At 32.9% G+C, this 19,856-nt stretch carries 21 protein-coding genes, 1 tRNA gene and 1 other RNA gene; 13 read left to right on the forward strand and 10 right to left on the reverse strand.

Going from position 1 to position 19,856, the window contains the following annotated elements; all coding sequences use genetic code 4:
- Nucleotides 1–811 precede the first annotated feature (811 nt).
- From GvMRE_RS00070 to GvMRE_RS00085, 4 genes are read left to right on the forward strand one after another with little or no spacing between them, the layout of a single operon-like run.
- The gene (locus GvMRE_RS00070) at nucleotides 812–1,006 is read left to right on the forward strand and encodes a hypothetical protein (RefSeq protein WP_147409201.1); all 195 of its coding nucleotides are present in this window, start codon (nucleotides 812–814) and stop codon (nucleotides 1,004–1,006) included.
- On the forward strand, nucleotides 999–1,871 hold the full coding sequence (locus GvMRE_RS00075; RefSeq protein WP_147409203.1) for a hypothetical protein: 873 nt from the start codon (nucleotides 999–1,001) through the stop codon (nucleotides 1,869–1,871). Before GvMRE_RS00070 ends, GvMRE_RS00075 begins: the two co-directional genes overlap by 8 nt.
- Nucleotides 1,871–3,958 (forward strand): AAA family ATPase, encoded by a 2,088-nt coding sequence (locus tag GvMRE_RS00080; protein ID WP_147409204.1) that lies wholly within the window; start codon nucleotides 1,871–1,873, stop codon nucleotides 3,956–3,958. The genes GvMRE_RS00075 and GvMRE_RS00080 overlap by 1 nt, the downstream gene beginning before the upstream one ends.
- Nucleotides 3,951–4,982, forward strand: a complete 1,032-nt coding sequence (locus GvMRE_RS00085) for a hypothetical protein (protein ID WP_147409206.1) — start codon at nucleotides 3,951–3,953, stop codon at nucleotides 4,980–4,982. The genes GvMRE_RS00080 and GvMRE_RS00085 overlap by 8 nt, the downstream gene beginning before the upstream one ends.
- Nucleotides 4,983–5,100: 118 nt before the next feature.
- On the opposite strand, the gene GvMRE_RS00090 is transcribed toward GvMRE_RS00085, so the two are convergent.
- Both GvMRE_RS00090 and GvMRE_RS00095 read right to left on the reverse strand, forming a co-directional pair.
- Nucleotides 5,101–6,336: an EF-Tu/IF-2/RF-3 family GTPase gene (locus tag GvMRE_RS00090; RefSeq protein ID WP_172575185.1), complete on the reverse strand. Its 1,236-nt coding sequence runs from the start codon at nucleotides 6,334–6,336 to the stop codon at nucleotides 5,101–5,103.
- 22 nt (nucleotides 6,337–6,358) lie between these two features.
- Nucleotides 6,359–7,153, reverse strand: coding sequence for a hypothetical protein (locus GvMRE_RS00095; protein ID WP_147409210.1), 795 nt, complete (start codon nucleotides 7,151–7,153; stop codon nucleotides 6,359–6,361).
- Nucleotides 7,154–7,400: 247 nt separating this feature from the next.
- Here GvMRE_RS00095 and GvMRE_RS00100 point away from each other — a divergent pair, with 247 nt between their 5' ends.
- Nucleotides 7,401–7,661, forward strand: coding sequence for a DNA-3-methyladenine glycosylase (locus GvMRE_RS00100; protein ID WP_147409212.1), 261 nt, complete (start codon nucleotides 7,401–7,403; stop codon nucleotides 7,659–7,661).
- A gap of 39 nt (nucleotides 7,662–7,700) precedes the next feature.
- On the opposite strand, the gene GvMRE_RS00105 is transcribed toward GvMRE_RS00100, so the two are convergent.
- From GvMRE_RS00105 to GvMRE_RS00115, 3 genes are read right to left on the reverse strand one after another with little or no spacing between them, the layout of a single operon-like run.
- Complete coding sequence (locus GvMRE_RS00105; RefSeq protein ID WP_147409214.1) at nucleotides 7,701–8,303, reverse strand: hypothetical protein; 603 nt, start codon at nucleotides 8,301–8,303, stop codon at nucleotides 7,701–7,703.
- 50 nt (nucleotides 8,304–8,353) lie between these two features.
- A complete protein-coding gene (locus GvMRE_RS00110; protein WP_147409216.1) occupies nucleotides 8,354–8,620 on the reverse strand; it encodes a KOW domain-containing RNA-binding protein in 267 nt (88 codons plus the stop codon).
- Between the two features lies 1 nt (nucleotide 8,621).
- Entirely contained in the window at nucleotides 8,622–9,029 is a 408-nt protein-coding gene (locus GvMRE_RS00115) for an uL14 family ribosomal protein (protein WP_147409218.1), read from the reverse strand.
- Nucleotides 9,030–9,087: 58 nt separating this feature from the next.
- Here GvMRE_RS00115 and GvMRE_RS00120 point away from each other — a divergent pair, with 58 nt between their 5' ends.
- Complete coding sequence (locus tag GvMRE_RS00120) at nucleotides 9,088–11,613, forward strand: protein kinase (protein ID WP_147409220.1); 2,526 nt, start codon at nucleotides 9,088–9,090, stop codon at nucleotides 11,611–11,613.
- Nucleotides 11,614–11,872: 259 nt separating this feature from the next.
- Here the strand turns inward: GvMRE_RS00120 and GvMRE_RS00125 are convergent, their stop codons facing one another.
- The 3 genes from GvMRE_RS00125 to rpmF form a co-directional block, all read right to left on the reverse strand.
- On the reverse strand, nucleotides 11,873–12,478 hold the full coding sequence (locus GvMRE_RS00125; protein ID WP_147409222.1) for a CPBP family intramembrane glutamic endopeptidase: 606 nt from the start codon (nucleotides 12,476–12,478) through the stop codon (nucleotides 11,873–11,875).
- Between the two features lie 34 nt (nucleotides 12,479–12,512).
- Nucleotides 12,513–12,907: RNase P RNA component class B (rnpB, locus tag GvMRE_RS00130), an RNA gene on the reverse strand.
- Nucleotides 12,908–12,962: 55 nt separating this feature from the next.
- Nucleotides 12,963–13,142, reverse strand: coding sequence for a 50S ribosomal protein L32 (rpmF, locus tag GvMRE_RS00135; protein ID WP_147409224.1), 180 nt, complete (start codon nucleotides 13,140–13,142; stop codon nucleotides 12,963–12,965).
- Between the two features lie 94 nt (nucleotides 13,143–13,236).
- On the opposite strand from rpmF, the gene GvMRE_RS00140 reads away from it, so the two are divergent.
- From GvMRE_RS00140 to GvMRE_RS00150, 3 genes are all read left to right on the forward strand, one after another.
- Nucleotides 13,237–13,313, forward strand: a tRNA-Arg gene (locus GvMRE_RS00140).
- Between the two features lie 19 nt (nucleotides 13,314–13,332).
- Nucleotides 13,333–14,292, forward strand: a complete 960-nt coding sequence (locus GvMRE_RS00145) for a hypothetical protein (RefSeq protein ID WP_147409226.1) — start codon at nucleotides 13,333–13,335, stop codon at nucleotides 14,290–14,292.
- Complete coding sequence (locus tag GvMRE_RS00150) at nucleotides 14,285–15,949, forward strand: ribonuclease J (RefSeq protein WP_147409228.1); 1,665 nt, start codon at nucleotides 14,285–14,287, stop codon at nucleotides 15,947–15,949. The genes GvMRE_RS00145 and GvMRE_RS00150 overlap by 8 nt, the downstream gene beginning before the upstream one ends.
- Before the next feature lie 65 nt (nucleotides 15,950–16,014).
- Here the strand turns inward: GvMRE_RS00150 and GvMRE_RS00155 are convergent, their stop codons facing one another.
- Nucleotides 16,015–16,812: a tyrosine-type recombinase/integrase gene (locus GvMRE_RS00155; protein WP_172575186.1), complete on the reverse strand. Its 798-nt coding sequence runs from the start codon at nucleotides 16,810–16,812 to the stop codon at nucleotides 16,015–16,017.
- A 41-nt stretch (nucleotides 16,813–16,853) separates the two neighbouring features.
- Nucleotides 16,854–17,102: a hypothetical protein gene (locus GvMRE_RS00160; protein ID WP_147409232.1), complete on the reverse strand. Its 249-nt coding sequence runs from the start codon at nucleotides 17,100–17,102 to the stop codon at nucleotides 16,854–16,856.
- Nucleotides 17,103–17,455: 353 nt separating this feature from the next.
- Between GvMRE_RS00160 and GvMRE_RS13315 the strand changes: the two genes are divergently transcribed.
- The 4 genes from GvMRE_RS13315 (at nucleotide 17,456) to GvMRE_RS00175 (ending at nucleotide 19,842) form a co-directional block, all read left to right on the forward strand.
- Complete coding sequence (locus GvMRE_RS13315) at nucleotides 17,456–17,617, forward strand: hypothetical protein (protein ID WP_172575187.1); 162 nt, start codon at nucleotides 17,456–17,458, stop codon at nucleotides 17,615–17,617.
- A 209-nt stretch (nucleotides 17,618–17,826) separates the two neighbouring features.
- Complete coding sequence (locus GvMRE_RS00165; protein ID WP_147409233.1) at nucleotides 17,827–18,393, forward strand: hypothetical protein; 567 nt, start codon at nucleotides 17,827–17,829, stop codon at nucleotides 18,391–18,393.
- A gap of 4 nt (nucleotides 18,394–18,397) precedes the next feature.
- Entirely contained in the window at nucleotides 18,398–18,796 is a 399-nt protein-coding gene (locus tag GvMRE_RS00170; RefSeq protein WP_147409236.1) for a hypothetical protein, read from the forward strand.
- Nucleotides 18,797–18,924: 128 nt separating this feature from the next.
- Nucleotides 18,925–19,842: a hypothetical protein gene (locus GvMRE_RS00175; RefSeq protein ID WP_147409238.1), complete on the forward strand. Its 918-nt coding sequence runs from the start codon at nucleotides 18,925–18,927 to the stop codon at nucleotides 19,840–19,842.
- Nucleotides 19,843–19,856: the final 14 nt, after the last annotated feature.

Genomic DNA, 19,856 nt, shown 5'->3' on the forward strand with positions numbered 1-19,856 from the left:
TCCAATCTTATGAACTAAACGGCTTAGAAGAACCCATCAACTTAACCATCAAATACCGTGACGGCAAAGAAGCCTTAGTGAGAACCAAAGCCGAACAGGAAGAATTAACCAAAAACTTAACCCCCGAAGAAAAAAGCCAATTATCCTTCATTGACCCCTCCGAAGTAGTCTGCTTTTTCAATAATCCCACCCACCGACCCAACCTTGAAGGAGCCGAAGAAATCTACCTTGAAGACCTTTGGGATATTAAAGAGAAAATTAAGTGAGACCGAGATAAGTCTAAAAAGAAAGTCTTTCTCCATGTGGAAAATGACCCTTCCAAAGAAACTCAAGCCCAAGAAATAGATGCTGCTGAAAAGGATTATCTTTTCTATATTGCTGACCCTTCCACCACCAATGAAATCAAGAAAATGGAAATCTACTCCCCTACCAAAGGCACTGAAGAAAGAAAACAACTCCACGAGGATTATTTAAAAGACTTTTCAGAATTAAGGAGAGTATTCGGTATCCGTCATCTCACCTCCAAAAAAGAAGACCGACAAAACAATCCTGAAATAGAACTCAATGAAGCCCAATTCGTAGCTTTGGAGAGGGATAAGTGAAGAGAAAGAATGAAGAGTATTAAAGAAGCCAAAGACAAACAATTCTGTTCCGGAGAACACAAGCTAACTTACGGAGCCTGACAGGAAAGACAAGAAGCTGAAATAGAGCAAGTTAAGGAAATCCAAGAGAACCAAAAAGAACCTGACCCAGCCCAAGAACTAGAACAAAAACTAGCCCAGTTGGAAAAAGAAAAAGGAGGAGGTAAATAATGAATATCGGTTGTTGCCACATTGCCCTAGCTTTGGTGATAGCTCTCGTTTTTGTGGTGGCTATGCTTACTAATCGAACCCTCAAAGCCGAAGCCAGAGTAACCAAACTAGAAAAGAAAAACGGCAGGGAGCAACGGGAAATTAAAGAATTAAAATTAGAGATTGAGAAAATGAAAGGAGGCAAACATGAATAAAACCAAATTACAAGAAGAATTATTAAAGAATGTGAAACCAGGAATTAAACCCTCTGACCTTAAAAAACAGAAAAAGAACAGCCAAACCAACAACCAATTACTAACTCCCCCACCAACACCACCTTTGAAACCAGTAAAAACTAACAATTCACCCTCCCCTATTGTCCAATATCCAACCCCTCCCGACAGCCCCCTCTTAAAACCAACTCAACCTAGCAAACCAGCCAATAATGTGAAAGATTTACAGCAACAGGTTAGTTATTGGAGTAAAACAGCTCAAAATCACCTTTTAAATCTCTCCAAAACCTCTGCTGAGTTATTCAATGCTGAAGAAAGAATAAAAGAACTAGAATCAAAACCAAAGTCCCAAACCCTCAGCCAAGAAGCCGAAAAAGCTTTGGTGGAAGCAAATCAAAGAATAAGAGAATTAGAGGAGAAGTTAAGTAAAACCACAGCCAGCCAAGAAAAGCCAGTAAAACCCGTCCAAAAACCAGAACAAACCATCTTCACCTGCTCCGACTGTAATCAAACCAAATCTCACCAAGAATTAAGCCGACAATTTGCCAATCATTCTTTCTGTCGTTCCTGCTCTGTAAAAGCCAGAAAAGCAGCCGAAAAACAAATCCAAGAACAACCCATCCAATTCACCTGCCACACCTGCCAAAAAAACCACCACCAAGTCCCTACTAAAATGAAACTAGACCAAACCCTCCAAGAATACTTAATCTGCTCTACTTGTCGTCCCAATGTCAAAGAATTTAATGAAGCCGACTTAATCACTGACGAACTTTGGCAAAAATACCCATATTCCTCAGCTAGTGAAATCCTGGAAAAAGAATTTGACCTAAAAAGGAGGAGTGAATAATGACTGAACCAAGAACAGTCCCTAAACAATCCCTAGCAAGATTATTCCCCAATGGCTTTCCAGAATTCTGAGCCAAAACCGAAATGAAACCAAGACTAGAATCCGTAGTCTATGATTTAGTGCCTGCCACTCTCACAGCTGAAGAAACCCGAAAAACCCTCATGAGTGGTTATGGCATGAATGCTGTTTTTATTGCCAAGCATTATTTTCTGAAATACCAATATCGAACTTTCGAACCCTACGAGGATGACTTTATGGCCCAATTCACAGCTGAACTTACTTTTGTGATTGCTGAAATCAGAAGGACAGAATGATTATGGCAAGATGTTTTTAGGAACATTAAGCAATGACTAAAACCTTTGAAACTAACCACGGACACTCGAACTTCCCAAAACTACGATAAAACCCAAACCCAAGGGGGAAGAACTACCACCCAAGGAAATGAAAACCAAAATTGAAGTGATCAAAAACAGAGTAATCAAAAGAACACTCCTACTTTTAGTAACGTAGATTTATCCTCAGGAACTTACGGAGGATTTAGCCGACAACAACAACTATCCACTCAAACCCAAGAGCAAGGACAAGGTAATCGAAACTCTAACCGAAAAAACACTACTGATAAAATCAACCATGTCAATAAAGAACACCACCGAAGCAAAAAAGATGAGAATGTCTCCACAGTAAAGCAAGATGTTTACGAACTAAACAGCCTGAGCCGACTATTAAACAATTTTGCCTTAACTATCCTGGATTTTAGCAAGTATTACCCAAGATTTAACCGGCTTTTTATTAAAATGTTCGGGGTCTCCGTAGTTCCCGTAATCGACCCAGTCACAGGCAGGAGAAAATACATCACAGAAGCTCAATATGAAGAAGAAATGACCGAAGAAACCGGAACCACTAAACCTCCCGAAGGAAATGAGTGAGATGAAACTATTCCCTACCTAGAAAGATTAAAAATCCTCCACACCAAAACCGAAAAAGAGTGAAAAAAACTCCCTGACACCTCCAACCGTAAGCCCAGAATTGCTTTAAGGCTAAAAAACCTCGAAGGTTGTCTCAAAGCCTATGAACCCGAATACATAGAACTCCCCACTGTCGAAGTCTTCCGCACCAGAATTAGAGGAGAAGAGGAAGGCTACCAGAAAGTAATCGGCTATCAAAATATCATCCAAATAGTGGAAAAATACCTTCGTAGTTATCACTTTGCCAAAAGAAATAACACCCCACCTCCAGCCCAGTTAATGATTATGCTTTTAGGAGAACCAGGACTAGGAAAAACTTATATCAGCCAAGCCATAGCCCGAGCATTAGGCAGAGGATTACATATAATCGGAATGAACGGCAAATTAAATGCTTCTTTAATTACGGGAACTAACATTGAAAACCCTGGAGCCGAACCCGGAGAAGTATTGAAAGCCATCAGCCGTTATGAAGACCGAGCTTGTGTGATTGTTTTTGACGAGATTGAAAAAGCAGCCCGAGAATGTAAAGAAGCAGCAGGTATTCCCACGGATATTACTGGAAACAAAAACTACCGAGACACTTTTTTAGATTTCCCTACTCCGACTAATGAGTGTATTTTCATTAGCACCGTGAACCGTCCGGAAGATGTTCCTTCTTTTGTAGCTGATAGATTTGCTATCAGAGTGGAAGTCTTGCCTCTTGGTTATTTGGAAAGATTAGAGGTGGTGAGAGTGGTTTTACAGTCTGAATTAAAGAAACTCAACAATGCTTTCCAAAGAATTTACGGCAAGAATTGACAAGAGATTTATCACCTTTTCAACCAAGAAGAACTCTTAAAGAAAACTCTCACTTGAACTTTCTCTATCCGAGGAGCCAAGAATAATATTTTACTGAAACTAATCCCTACTCTGATTAGTGATTTCTTGGAGCCTGAAAGCCCTCTAACCGAGGACCCCATAAACTATGATTGAGACTTTTTACAAAGGGAAGGAAAGGATGAGAATTGTCCTTATGCCAAAGATATTAGGAATAATCACAAAGTTAATTGTATGTGTTTTGTAAAAAACTTAAACTTGGCTCCGGGTTGAGCCGAGAATATGGGAGGAGAATATCATGGTTAGTATCGAGCAATCCAATCAAATTCAAGAGATAGATATTAATACCCGAAAGGAATTATGGGACAGTTTATTCTTATTTGTTGATTTCTCACGAATGAAAGACCAGTATCCTAATATGTGGAATAAAGAATACCGACTACTACCCTTACCCAAACCTTACCAAGAAATCAAAACTAAATTCACCCAGTATTGCCAAGAGTTGAATGGAAAGTTAGAAAACTTAATCAACTCTTTTGCTGGTTATTTTAAGGAGAATATTTATCCCGTGTTAGAAAGCAACGAAGGAGACAAAACTCTTTTATTCCGATGTAAAAGACTACTCAACAACAAAATCATTGGAGAAAGTAGCAGTCTTTTCCTAGATTTACTTATTTTTGAAAGAGAATATCTCGGCAAATCCGAAGCCAAGAAAGTTTGAGAAGGATTTAATAATGTAGAATTCTTTGAGAAGGAAAGATTACAAGAATTAATTGAGGCTGATATTGAAAAACTAAAAGAGGGAAGAACTAACCTTAATATCTCTTGGGTGTTTTACCGAAAATGACTTAACCTCATCGAACAAAAAGGCACCGATACAGCCCGAGGCATCTGATTAGCCTTAAAGAAATTTCTTAAAGATTGAGAAGCCGGAAAGTTAGGAACCAGTGAGTGAAAACAATCATTAAAAAATATGGAACAAGCCCGAGATAAATTATTTGATTTAGGCTCCGAGAGTATTAGTGATGGTTTACCTTTTTTACAGTTGGGATTTATTAAGAAAGATACTCATGAAGGCTTGGAGATTGCTTGCCAGAATAGGAAAGGTTTTAATCTGAATAATCCTTATTTATTTGTGGTTAATTTTCACCAAAAAGTATTTAGGGTTTATGTGGTGGACGGTTTTAATTATTTGAACCCTAGAAACCTTTATGTTAGTGTTTATTTGAGAGAAGATTGAGTTTGGAGGGAGTTGCCCTGGATTGTGAATGCTATGGGGAGTTTAGTTAGTGGGAATCATCCTATTTATTGGGGGAGGAATCTTAGTTAAGAAAAATTATAGATAACTACTAAAACATATTATATAGATAAAATTGAATGAATGATAGCAATGAACTTTAAAGGAGTTTATCATTGTGGTCATAAAAAATTAGATTTGAGTAAAGTTTTTACTTTTTCTTATTCCTTAATAAACTGCGAAAAAGATTACCAGTAAATTCCACTTTGCCTAGACTTTGCATTTTCTTTTTGCCTTTCTTTTGCTTTTGTCAAAGTTTCATTTTTCTTGTTCGGTCACCACCATACAAATTTCCGGTAACATGTTTTCGTAAAGCAGGAAGTGTTTCCCGAGCAATTACTTTTTGACCCAAGCAAGCTTGAATTGGAACAGCAAAATTTTGTGGATTAAGGGTTTCTTTTAAACGAAAACAAAGTTCACGACTTCGTTCCTCAACAAATTGTCTATGAACTAAAAAAGAAAGGTCAGGAATTAATTGTTTATTCAATAAAATATCCACTTTCGTAATTTCCGAGGGACGAAAGCCAATAAATTGATAGTCAAAGGAGGCAAACCCGCGAGACAAAGATTTCAATTGATCCGTGAAGTCAGTAATAAATTCTGCAAAAGGTAGTTCATAAGTTATTTGTCATCAAATGTCAGTTTTTAATTGAGTGTTTTGGTAAATTCCTCTTTTGCTTTGGCATAATTCCATAATATTTCCCAAATATTCGTGAGGAGTAATAATTATCAGGTTGATAAATAATTCTTGAATCTCTTTTACTTTATTTCATTCAGGCATTTTTTGCGGATTAGTGGCTTTTACTGTTTCCCCATTTCTCAAAATTAATTGATAACTAACAGTGGGAGCGGTGAGAATTAATTCTAAATTGTATTCTTTTTTAATTCTTTCTTGAATGATTTCTCGGTGAAGCAAGCCTAAAAAGCCACAACAATAACCAGGACCTAAAATATTTGACTCCACATTTTCCAAAGTTAAGGAACTATCTTGTAACTGTAATTCTAAAAGGGCTTTTTTAAATTCATTAAATTCAGAACTATCATGTGGATAAAGATTAGAATAAATATTAGGTTTTAGTCTTTGGTAACCAGGTAAAGGAACTAGATTTTCAGCATTAATATCAGCAATAGTATCACCAACTTGGGTATCTCTAATATCACGAATGTTGGCAGTAAATCAACCAATTTCTCCTGTGATTAAGCAATTTTTTTCTACTTCTTGGGGAGTTTTTACTCCTACTTTTTCTACTTGGTAGATTTTTTGATTGCTTAATAGTTTAATTTTTTGCCTTGGTCTTAATTCTCCTTCAAAAATGCGAACATAAACAATTACTCCTCGGTATTGATTATAAAGAAGGTCAAAAATTAAGGCTTTTAGTGGTTCCATCCCCTTATTGATGAATGAAGGTTTACTTTCTTTTTGCATTTTTCTTTCAATAATAAAAAATAAAGCCCATTAGGCTTAAAATTAATAAGCAGACCCCACCAATTATAAGAATTGTTTTTGTAGTTTTTGGATGTTCCTTTTCAGGTGCGGGTTTGGTAGTTTTGGTTTCTTGCTCTTTGTTGTCTTGGTTTTCTTTTATTTCCTGTTTTTCGCTATTTTTTTGCAGTCAAAAGGAAAAGTTTTCTTTTTCAGAATCAGAAAGAGAATTAGCAATGGCTTCAAAAGTAGTTTTTCCTTGTTGGGAGTCGCCGGTGAATGATTTGTTTAATTTGTCTTTTCAGTCTTCTCTGCTGCCACGTGCTTCGTAAAAACTAGAATACATTTTTTTCATTTCTTCTTCATATTCAGGAGAATTCGGTTCGTATTTATCTTCGCTATTTTCAATTTCTCAGAAAATTTTTCACCCTCCTTCTTTATCTTTTATTACTTCGTGAAATTTAACTAAAATAAGTTTCAATTTTTTTGGCAATTCAGTCAGCTGAATCTTAGTTCCGTCAATTCATTTGTAAAATTCGTTTTTTCTAATTTCTAGATAAGCAGGAGAACGTTTTTCCTTACCTTTTGGAGTTCCAAACTCAATAAACAAGGAAATTCCTAAACTTTCTAGTATACTTTCGTTTGTTCTCTCATGCAAAATTAAAGAAGTGTCAGTCTGCTTTCGCCCTTGTCAATTGTCATAATAATTTTGTTGCTCGATATATTTTTCTACTCATGTTATAGACATGCGAAACAAAGTTAGGTCATTATTTTCACTCATATTTACTCCTTAATTAATTTTTAATTTAAGTTTTATTTTTCTTTCTTTTTAGCAAGTAGATAACCAGTCCAATAATTAAATTAATAGTCAATAATAGAAGAATATTTTTTAGGCACTTTTTCGTCATTAAGAGGATTTTGACAACAAATAAAGAACAAAAAAAGATAACTATGGAAACAACCAATTATCCCAAGAGTTAAAAAAATTACTCGGAAAAAACTAAAAAATAAACAAAAAACTCAAAAAGATGGATAAAGAAAATAAAATAATCATGCGTATCACCGACCTCAAATTTTTCACTGTTGACGCAGTAGAATTAGCCCAAAAATTATTGGGTAAAATACTAGTAAGAAATATTAATGGTAAAATTATCAAAGTTAGAATTGTTGAAACCGAAGCCTATAATGGCAAAATTGACCGAGCCTGCCATGCTCACAAAGAAAACAAACCCACAAGGAGTATTAATTCGTGCTGCTGAACCTCTGGAAAGTCATACTATTCCAGTTAGTTCTCACCAAGATGAAAGAAAAAAATTTATTACCACACATTATAAGGAAAATTTTTTTTTAGTTGTATTTTCTTTTAATAACTGGAAGTAAAGAAGCATTTGCCGAAAATTAGCCAAAAATCTTACTTTTTTTGGGAGCAAATTGGTTAAATTCTGGTTGGATTTTTGGTGAAAATCTTCATAAATAAGATAATTAGAAAATTGCCTTTTAATTTGGATTAGTGCTTGTTGCTCAACCATTTTTGGTTCAATTAAGCATTTTGTTGTTTCACAAACTGCTATGTAATACTTAGTTTTTTTTTGGTCAATACTGATTAAACTAATGGCTTTTTTCTTTCCCACTTGAAAAAGCAAACTATTAAGGTAGTAAATTTTAACCCGAGGATTTAATAGTTGTAAAGTAAGCACAAAGGCCAAACTAATTCGGTATCCAGTTTGGCTGCCTGGTAGGCTGGTAAAATAAACTTCCTCAATTTTCTTCAAAGAGTGATTGGTTTTTGCTAAAATTTTCCTTAAAATAGGAAAAAAATTCTCAGAGTGTTGGCGAAAGTTGATTCTTTGACTACTTTTTAGGCATTTTTCATTCTCCAAAAGAGCGATAAAAAGAAATTGAGAAGTTAAACTAAACAATAAACGCAGCATATTAATTCATTTTAAATTTTTCCCTTTAGAAATTTTTCGTCTTTTTCAGACTAGAATTTTGTTTTTGATTTCTTTTCTTTAATGATTTTCTTCTCTTTTCGCACTACCACATTAGAAATATGAAGAGGAACCAAAGTGTCTTTCAACTGGCTTTTTTTCTTGACGTCAGGAGACTTATTATAGACTTTTCTTGTTGCTTTATTTAAGTAAATTTTTTCTTTTTTAGTTTCTACGTGGTGAATATTATCTACTAGACCACGAAATTTTCCAGTAATTACTTTTACTAAATCACCTGATTTTAATTTTATTTTATTCATGCTAAATTCACACTAAATTGCTTACTTTTTCAAAAAATTTTTCGCTGTAGCCTCATTCTTTGAATTCGCGCAAAACTGGTACTGAAATCACAGTCCCGATCGGCTTAAAAGGCTGTCCTTTATCTTTTTTTCTTCGTTCTTCTTTCTTTATTAAAATAGCATAATTTTTACTAAAATTAATAAAACTACCGTTGGAACGACCAAGTCCTTTTTTGCTGGCAATAATTAGAGCCATGACAATATCTCCTTTTCCTGCATTTCCCAGAGGCTTGGCTTTTTTTACAGTAGCAATTACTCGATCCCCTATTTTACTAAATTTACGATTAGAACCGCCCAGACAACGAATAATCAGCAATTCTTTAGCCCCTGAGTTATCAGCTATTAATAAACGAGATTCATTTTGAAACATATATAGATATTTTAACGAGTTTTTCATATTTTTTAGTAAGTTAATTAAAAAGGGTATTATGACTAATGATTGGAAAAATATAGATAAAGACTTTATTCCTGAGTTGCAAAAAGAATGAGAAGAAAAAGGATTTAATTATGAGCAAACCGGGTGATGAATTGGTGCTGGTTTACAAGTAGGTGATGCTGGATTTGCTAGTTGATTAAGAGACATTGAAGGCAAAAATATTGAGTGATTATCAGATTACTTAAATATATGGAAAGGAGACGAGCAAGAGTTAAGAAAAAAATACAAAAGTTATGTGAATAATAAAGAGACTGAGGAAACAAAACAAGAAGAAATTCAGTATCGAAATATTCTTTTAATTGGAAGAACTGGTAATGGTAAATCGGCTTTGGCTAATGTTTTGGCTAACAAAGAAGGTGAGTTTGAAGAATTTTTTAAGGAAGGTCATGGCATTGCAAGTGAGACGAGAAAAATAAGCGATAAAGTATTTGAAATGAATGGAATAAAATATCGAATAATTGATACTCCTGGACTTGGCGATACGAAATTAACAAAAATTGAAACATTGCAAGAAATAGCCAAAGTGTATGACAAAGTTAAAGACGGATTAAGTCAAATTTTGTTTGTAAATAGCAGCAAACTTACGCCAGAAGAGGTAGATACTTATAATACCTTAAAAGAAATTCTTTTTGATGAAAATATTACTAAATATACTACTATCGTAAGAACTAATTTTGATAATTTTGAGGACAAAGAAGAATGTAAGAAAGGCATTAAGTCATTGCTTGCTGAAAACAATAAAGCAGTTGTCGAAATGATTGAATCTTGTGATAGAAAAATAATTCATGTTGACAATCCGCCATTAAATATTAGTGGCATGAGAGCATTGGAACGAATTGCTATCAACAAAGAAATTCGCAACTATTCAAGAAAATTATTGATGGATCGCTTAAAAAAATGCGATAAAATTTACAAACCAGAAAGCATTGAAATACTTAATAAGATAGAGTTGAAGGAAAGATATAAGCACTTTGGTCTATGTGAAGAATGTAGTCAGACCAACACATGATATCGTTGATGTAAATCGTGCAGTGCCCGCCATTTTGCTGAGGAGTTTGAAAATTGAAGTGGTGGTAATTCAGCAGTCGATAACTTTATTCAGTGATATCAATTAAATGCCATTAATAAATACGGAGTATTAGAATGAATTCCTTATGAGAAATTTCGGGACATTGAATACTTAGCCGAAGGTGGATTTGGCAAGATTTACAAAGTAGCTGAGTGAGTCGACAGACAAATTAGTTATTGAAACATGAAAGAAAATGATTGAGAAAGAGATAAGTTTTATCCGGATGGAGTTATTTTAAAAATTTTAACTAATTCGCAAAATATAACTGATGATTTTTTACGGGAGGTGGCCTACTATAAACTTTTCAAGGATGAGTATGATGGGGTGGTAAAATGTTTTGGAATTTCTCAAGACCCGCAAACTAGTGATTATATTATGGTAATGGATTATATAAAAAATGGGGATTTGCGAAAATATTTAACTAATTATTACAAGAAACTAGACTTTTACAATAAACTCGGTCAGTCATATCATTTAGCGAAAGGGCTAAACAATATTCATCGCCAAGGGTTAGTTCATCGAGATTTTCATCCGGGCAATATATTAATTTCTAATAGTGATGTGTGCTTAATCACTGATTTAGGTTTATGTCGACCGGTTGACGAAAAAGACAAAGAAGAAAAAGTTTATGGTGTTCTTCCTTATGTGGCTCCAGAAGTTCTCCAAAGTAAAGCTCATACGCAAGCCGCAGATATTTATTCCTGAGGGATTGTAGTTTATGAATTATTTGCTGGTCGTGTTCCTTATCATGAACGTGCTGACGAACAATTAGCCTTGAAAATATGCCAAGGGCTTCGTCCTAACTTTGCTAATGTGCGGATGCCAAAATTATTAGAGGATTTAATTAGACAATGCTGAGATGCTGACCCTTCAAAACGTCCTACTGCCAATAAATTATTCAAAATTACCAATGCTTGGCTGAATGAAATAAAGAGTAAAAAGGATACTGAATTTTATCGTCAATATCAAGGCATTGAAGAAATAACTTCCCGACCAAATACGGTTCTTGGTTACCAAGTTGACCCCCAAACTATTTATACCAGCCAACTTTTAGATACTGATAATCTTCCTGAACCCCAAAACAGCCAAGAAATTAACAAGCAATTTTACGAATTATATACTTCACAATACGAATTCAGTTTAGAAAACAAAACTGAAGATTGGGTTGCTATTCATAATGATTTTGATAATGAAGATATCAGAGGTCGTTGAAGTGAACGATTCATACAACAAGAGATTAAAGAATGATTTAGAGCCATTCCTTCGCTTAATCCTGCCCAAGATTATGAGTTTGTTCTCTGGCTTGAAGATACCAAGAAACTAACTCTAAGCAATCCTTTAAATAGCGATGATTTAGAAAGGTTAAGAAATGAATATCAACAAACACAACTAACCGCCCAAATTCTCCAACCCCAACCTTTTGTCATCCCTGGACCAAGCAAAAAATAATCACCAAATCTCTATTCACCCAACTGAATTCCAATAACTAAACATCAACCTCGCATTCTCAATTTAGACTTTACTCATTATGGAATGCTTTCTTAGAAGATGAACGCAGTTTAAGCATACCAACCACTTGATTTAGTAAAATTCAAAAGAATTACATATTTTCCACATAATCCTAAAATTGTTTTAATTAGACTTTTGTTTTTAAATTCAAGAGATAATATTGTTAACTTGCCCCGCAGGAAATTTTAAACATTTTTTTTTATTTCAACGTGGCGAACAGCATAAAAATAAAAGCCACTAAATTATTTAAAAAATGACAAGCAATTGGTCAAATTATATTTTTTTTCGTTTTATAGACATAAGCAAAAGCGAAGCCCATTATTGGATAAATAAGAAACGTCAAAATTCCTGCTGCACTTGTTTCCCCGTGATAATGAGCAAAACCAAAAGTAAGAGCAGAAAAAAAAACACTAAAATAATTATTGCCAAAAGTTTCAAAAAGCAATCAGCGAAAGACTAATTCTTCCAATAAAGGAGCTAAAATCAATAAAGAAAACCCGGTCACGGTTCAATTTCAAAAAGAAGGACTTATTAAAGACTCTAATTGTTGTTGATTTAGGGGTTTTTCTGTTTTCCCGGAAACCAGAGCGGACAGAAACCTTAATAGAAAATTTGTAACTAAAGTAATACATAAGCACACAGAAGCCCAGAGTAAAATTTTGCCTTTTTCTTTTTTTCAAGCGGAAATTATTTTATCTTTTTGCTGACGAAAAGCAAGTGCTGTCAGCCCAATCGCGACCACACCATATAAGCATATAGTACTAATATCTACGCCCATGAAAACTGAACTTACTTGTCCTATCATCGTGATTTATATATATTTTTAATAACTGCTAACCAAACATAAGCCGTATTCTGTTTTAACTGATGATTTATCTTATTCTTGCGAATAGCCAATTAGAATTCATTTCTTCCTTTTGGCTGCTCCTACCAATTAATTTGGATTGCTCGCTGGTGGGGTTTACGTCGTCTCACTTCCTAGATTTCTCTAGTATTCGTCACTATAGCACTTTTATAGACTAATACCTTATAAGTAGAAAGGAGGTAAGGGTGGAGAACATGACAAACTATAAATACCCTATTTAAGAACCTAATTAGGTATTTCGTCAGTCGTCAAGAACTTTCGTTCCTGCCTAGAATTATTAACTCTAGCACCAACACTCCAAGCGTCGCAGCTTGGGCGAGTACGGACTTTCCTCAACTAGTTATTAACTAACTGTCATCAGTGTTTGGTTAGCACTTACTATATGGATTATTTGGTCCATATATTATTATTTTTAATAACAAATTTAAAGTTTTACTGAACGATAAGTCAAACAAGTCGAGCAAATTCAGTGAGGTTTTTTTACCTGTTGACAATTATTACATTTAATTAAAGTTCTTGTTGCTCTTTTTTGAAAATTAAGATTGCTAACCGTATGTCTTAACTTTTTCTTTTTAGAAGAGGTTCGACGAAAAGGAACTGCCATAATAATTATTTTTAGCCAGAAACAAAAAATTTTTCCTACTGCCAACTCTTAAAAATTATTAATAATAAAGAATTCTTAACTTTTTAACTTAATTACGCCCATAGCTCAACGGACAAGAGTATTTGATTGCGGTTCAAAGGGTAGAAGGTTCGACTCCTTCTGGGCGTGCCATTATTTCAATTTAATATTTATGAACAATAAACAAATTATTTTTTTTCAACCTGATAACGATTATGAAAACAATGCTTATCAAAAAAAAGATTTTTTTATCCATGAAGGAAAAAAATTTTTAGTTTTTCATTTAAACAATACAATTCTTTTTTCAGAAAAACCAGTAGACGATTTAATTGTGCCGGACGATAACTCAATTTTCGTTAACCATATCAAGGAAACTATGCGAGGCGTCTTTTATCCAGGACGGAGAATTTTAGACTATTTTACTTTTTCTCTTGACGATTTAAATAATTTTGAATACAAACCAGCTTATTCAGAAAAATGAAGGTGAGGTAAACAACATGGTCTACTAATAAAAGATACCAGTAAAATTAAAGAATTTGGCAAAGTTGAACCAAATTATAAGCAATTAATTTTTAAACTTGCTGGTGAACCAGAAATTAGCGAAGAAACTTGGAGAGGCGAATATCCTAAAAAATATAAGGAAATTACCGGCTATGAATTGAAAATAGAGCCGTTAGATTTTGGAATAGAAGGCTTGTCTATCAACAAAATTAATTTTTCATTTGGAAAAGAAAGAGGAGCCGAAAAGTTTAAAGAAAAATATAACTTTTTATTTTCCCCAGAAAGCATAGGCCAAGAATTTACCATAGAGGTTAACCATTGAGAATTTGGTTCTACTTATCAAACAACTCCCGGATTCCGACAACCATGTGTTTATGACAAATTACTTTTTATTGATGCTGAAGGTTGAAACAATTTTGGTGAAATAAAGAAAATAAGCGAGTACAAAAAAAGTAGCAAAAGTAATGATAGTTCAAATAAGAAAAACACTAACCAAGAACAAGAAAGCATAAATTATCATGAAAATAAAGGAATTAACAACAAGAAAATTTGAATAACAATTTTCGTCTTGGGAATAGTTTCTGCTTTACTTTTAATTTACTGATTATGAAAAAGGAAAAAAAATGAATAAAAATTTAAAAATATTGGCCTTAGGTGGCTTACATGAAGTAGGAAAAAATTGTTATATAATTGAAAAAAATGAAGATTTAATTATTATTGATTGCGGAATTAAATTCTTAAATAATGGTTATAATTTAGCCAACGGGATAATTCCTAATTTTGCCTATTTGAAAGAAAATAAAAAAAAGATCAAAGGATTGTTTATTACTCACGGTCATGAAGATCACATTGGCGGAATACCTTATCTTTTAGAAGAAATTGGTTATGAATTTCCGGTTCATGGCTCGGCTTTTGCTTTGGCTTTGTTAAAAGGAAAACTTGGCAATAAAGAAAATTTGCTTAATGGATCTATTTTCTCAGAAGTTATTCGCACCGCTGAATTTCGGGTTGACTTTTTTCGAGTAACCCATTCAATACCAGGTTCTTTTGGCTTAATTGTGGAAACTTCTCATTCTCGCATAGTTCTCACTGGTGATTTTAAATTTGACTGAACCGAGATTGGAGAAAAAACTGATTTAGTTAAATTGGCAGAAGTAGGCAAAAAAGGAGTTGATTTGCTTTTAAGTGATTCTACCAATGCCGAAGTTCCAGGTACCACTCCTACGGAAAGAAAAATAATTTCACGCTTGGAAATCATTATCTCCCAAGCTCCAGGGAGAGCAGTCATTACTTCTTTTGCTTCCAATGTTTATCGTTTGAAAAAAGTTATTGAAATTGCCAAAAAATATGGCAAAAAAATTCTCCTTTTAGGTTCTTCGTTGGCAAAAATGATGAAAGCCATTCAAAAAGTTAGTTTGTGGAAAATCGATAACTCAATTTTTATTAAATCAGTTCTCGATAAAAAAATTCCTCCGCAAAAATTAATTATCTTTTGTACTGGATCCCAGGGAGAAGCCAAAGCAGTTTTAAGTCGTTTAGCAAACCAAATCCATCCTGACTGAAAAATTATGCGGGGTGATACAGTAATTTTAACTTCTTCACCAATCATGGATAACCGCTATAATTTAGAAGCCATTAATAACAAATTGACAGAATTAGGAGCCACTATTTACGAAAACAGTAAAGAAGAATTAATCCATGCCTCGGGACATGCTTGTCAAGAAGATTTAAAGTTAATGCTAACTTTAACTAAACCCCGCTATTTCATGCCTTTTCATGGTGATTTTCGCATGTTAAAGGTTCATGGTTCTTTGGCCCAAGAAATAGGAGTTCCGGTTGATAACATTTTTGTTTGCCAAAATGGAGAAGTGATTCAAGCCAGAGAAGAAGAAAACAAGCCCACTCAATTCTTTTTCACTAACCAAAAAATTGATACCACTCCCCATTATGTTTTCAATCAAAAAATCATTCAGGGTGATTGGTGAAAGGATTATCTTGACTTGCGCCAACAAATGTCTCATTTTGGTGCGGTAGTTGTTATTGCCTTTTACAATCAAGTTCAACAAAAAATTGAGTTGCCTTATCTTTTCACTTATGGCTTTTTGAATATGGAAAAAAACAAATTATTGATACATAATTGAAAAAAAAGTCTTCATAAACTAGTTAATGACAAGAAAAAATCTCCTATTAGTGAACTAAAAAAGCATATTAAAGAAAAAATGCAAGACTTGATTTCTCAGGATTTACCAAAAGTTAAGCCACTAATTATTTCCTTGGTAGATAAATAAAATTTACAAACAAATTTCAAACAAAAATAACTCTTCCTAATAAATATTATTCAACTTACTTTTCCCTATCAAAAAACCTTACTATAATCCTTATAAAGTTCTTCATGACTATTATGGATATAGTTCGCAGTAGTGTTTATCTGACTATGACCTAATAATTTCTGAATAGTAGTTAAACGAACATTCTTATTATTTAAGAGAGTGGCAAAACTTCTGCGGAAAGTATGCGGACTTATCTTTTTGTTTATTCCGCTTTTTTTAGTTTTGCGATAAATTATCATTCTCGCTTGGGTAGTAGTTAACTTTTTTTCTTTTCTAGTTTTAAATAAATAATCAGAACTACCATTAAAATATTTGGTTAGAAAATCAGGAATAAAGATAAACCTGACTTTATTTCCCTTGCCATGGATTTTTAAACTTCCTTGACAATAATCAGAATGTTTAATATTCACTAGTTCATTTATTCTCAATCCTGTGTAAAATAAGAAATCTAGTAATAAATTATTGCGATTATTTATTTCTTCACTAGTTTTAGTAGGAGATTGTTTTAATAACTCTAATTCTTTTTGATTAATAGTAGTAAAGAATTTAGGTTGAATAGTAGGAATTATTTTTTTAGTTATTTCTCATTCAATATCTATTTTCTGAAACCGAGAAAAAGACTTTAAACCATTTCTTAAATTTCTTAAAGAGGATGGTTGATATTTATTTAAACTTTCTTTTAAAAAATTAATAATTTCATTAGTATTTAACTCTCTTTCTCCATATTTTTTTAAACTTCAAAGATAATTCCTAATAGCGTCAGGTGATAAATGGTTATTTTCTAGGTAGTTTTTAAATTCTTTTAAATAGTGTTCTGTCATATTTATTCTATATTCATTAATCAATTGATACATAAAAAAAATTAAGAGATGGTTTTGTTGTAAACATAAGCGGTAAATATGCGTCTTTTTTTATTATTTTTTACTTCTTCTAAATATTTTCCTTTATCGTTATAATACAAATCTAATAAACAAGAATTACAGATAAATTTATTTTCATGTTTAGGGTTTTCCGTTCAGTAATCTCAATTATTTTTTAAAGAATAACCTTTTTTGGATAAAACATATTTAAGAATTATTTTCTTTTTACATTTAAAACATTTCTTTTCCATATAATTATTTTATGTATTCGTTAATCAATTCATATATATTATTTTTATGGTTAAGGCAAAAAAAGTTGTAAACAAGTTGACAAAATAAAACAAAAATTTAAAAAGTTTGTAAAATATTATTATCTCTTTTTTAGAGGTTTTTTCTCTGACGGGAATAAACACCTTCGGAATAATCGTTAACATAATTATTCCTACGGTTCCCAAACGAGAGAAAGGATGGCGTAGGTATTCCGTCGTTAAGGAAATGTTTATAAATGTTCTTATGTCTTGACAGACAACGAACACCAATACTTTATAAATAAATCGCTTATGTTCTGTCGAACAACACTTACCGACAAAATTGCCGAGAAGTTATGTCTTATCTTGGTGAACCAAGAACGACAACCAACGACAGGAATAATGTCAAGAATAACGACAGGAAAAACCAAACCAAGACGACTACAACTCTCACGAGTTCGAGTTTTCGTCTACCAATTAGCCAGCGGTGTAATCCTCCTTCCTCTTATAATCTCTAACCTTTTATCTTACGAAAGAACTTATATATCGAAGTATAATTCGAGAGAATATTTAGTTTTTTACTTCGTAAAAAACAAATTTAAATATTCGATTAAATAATAGAATAATAAATAGAAACTTTCTTGATTGATAATTCAATTGAAAATATTTTTTATTATTTTATAATAAGTTTAGCGAAAAAGTTGTAAAATAGATAATATAATTTAGAATGAAAGACATAACTTATCAACAATTAAAAGAATTCGTAAATAATTTAGATACCTCTAATTTAAAATTAAATCCCCAAGAAATAAGTTTAAATGAAGTTGCGTGTATTAGTAATTTATTAACTTTACATAGTGAAAGTTTGATTAACCGAGCCAGAGTAATTAAAGGTAAAGGTGATTTAGGACGAGAATTAGAAAAAATTAAAGCATTTAATAGTGGTGATTTTGATAAAGAAGTTCAAGCAGGAGAACATTATGCCATAGAACATATCGTTATACCTCATACTCATAAACAAGCCAGTTTTGGTGTTCAAGGATTTTGACAAGAAACAGTTTTAAATTTCTTAAAAGAAAAATCATTAGAATTTATTATTGGTTGTTTACGAGGATTAGTAAAAAATGCCATTCCCGCCATGGTAGATTTTGCCAATACTATTATTAACCAATTAGAGAAACGAATTATCGACCTCTACAAAAAAGCGAATGAGGATGAAAGACGACTATTTAAAGAGAATATTGCCCGAGTTTTCCCGCAAAGTAAACTATTAGAAAAATTAAATGAATTATAAAGATATGAATAACGAAAATAATAACCAACAAGACAATCAATTGAAAGACCCTCGCCCTGATTTACAGAAAGAAAAAACACCCCTTCAAATGTATAACGAGTTAAAGGTTGACCGAGAAAAGGAACGCAAAGAGTTCGCCCAAAAAGATAAAGATTATCAGATACAATTAATTAAAATAGGCGAGAAATTAGATAGAACTGTTGACGAATTAACCAAAGCCAAGAACGCCGAAGAAATTGCCAAAACTAAATATTGAGCCAGTAAAGAAAGTGATTATCGGGACGCAGTAGAAACCAGACAAAACACCGCCGAAGGAATTATTGTTAATATGTTATATGAAGTGTTAGACGAGGAAATAAAAGACACCGAACACTTAAAGAACAAAAACATATGACATATTTAAAAAATCATGGCACAGGTTTATTCCTAATTTGTTTTACTGTGCCAGAAGTGAAAAAAAATTGAATTAGATGTAAAATTATATAATAAAGCAATTAGGTTAAAACGAATTAGGAAAAATTTTAACTTAACATGGTAGACAAAAACTTATTTCATACAACAATAGACAACAAAATATTAAATGCCAAAATTTTTAATGTTTTGGAAAATAAAGCCCCAATCTGAAAATATTTTTACAATCCTGAAATCAGAATTGAAGCAGGAGAGGCAAAGTATACAACTACTCTCTGAACTGAACCCGTTAAATGAGCCGATGGAATGGATTATAAAGACTTTAAAAAAGGTGAGGAACTACAACATTCTCTAACTTTAAAGGAATATGGGAATTTTGGTGATATTTTTTCGGAAGATTTAAGTTCATTAGCGTTCCAAAGACCCGATGAAACTAAACAACTTCTAAAAGTAAAAATGCGAAATATTATTAATCGCATGAAACACGCTTTTACGCAAACTTTTAAAAAAGATATTGCCGACGATAATAATTATGCGACTAGTGCGATTATCAAAGAAGCCGAAGACTTTTATAAATTAGGTGTAGATGCCACTTCGGGAATAAATAATTCCGTGGCAGTTTGAAACAGTATTGACACCCAAGCCCATAAGTTAATGGAATATTCTAAAAAGTGAAACAAAAGCGGGAAATTAATTTGTAGTTTTGGTATGGACGAACTCATTTTAATTCTTCGCCCCCAAGTTCATAGTATGATTGTGAGCCAATTATACGCCCCTTCTGCCAATATAGGATATGTTGAGTTTAATACCAAGTTTGGCGGAGTAATTATTACCGAACCCGAAGGCGACAAAGATTTTATTTATCTATTTGACAAAAACACTTATCAAATGGCAATAGCGATTGATTATCCAGGCAACGGAATATTTATTGATACTTCCCGCTATGCGATGAGTTTAAAGAATTATTTATTTAAGTGATTATTCTTATTCCAAGGAATGATACCATTTGTGAACGTGGTAAAATGACAAAAAACTTAATTTTCTCTAATTTT

This window comes from endosymbiont GvMRE of Glomus versiforme (assembly GCF_003546845.1).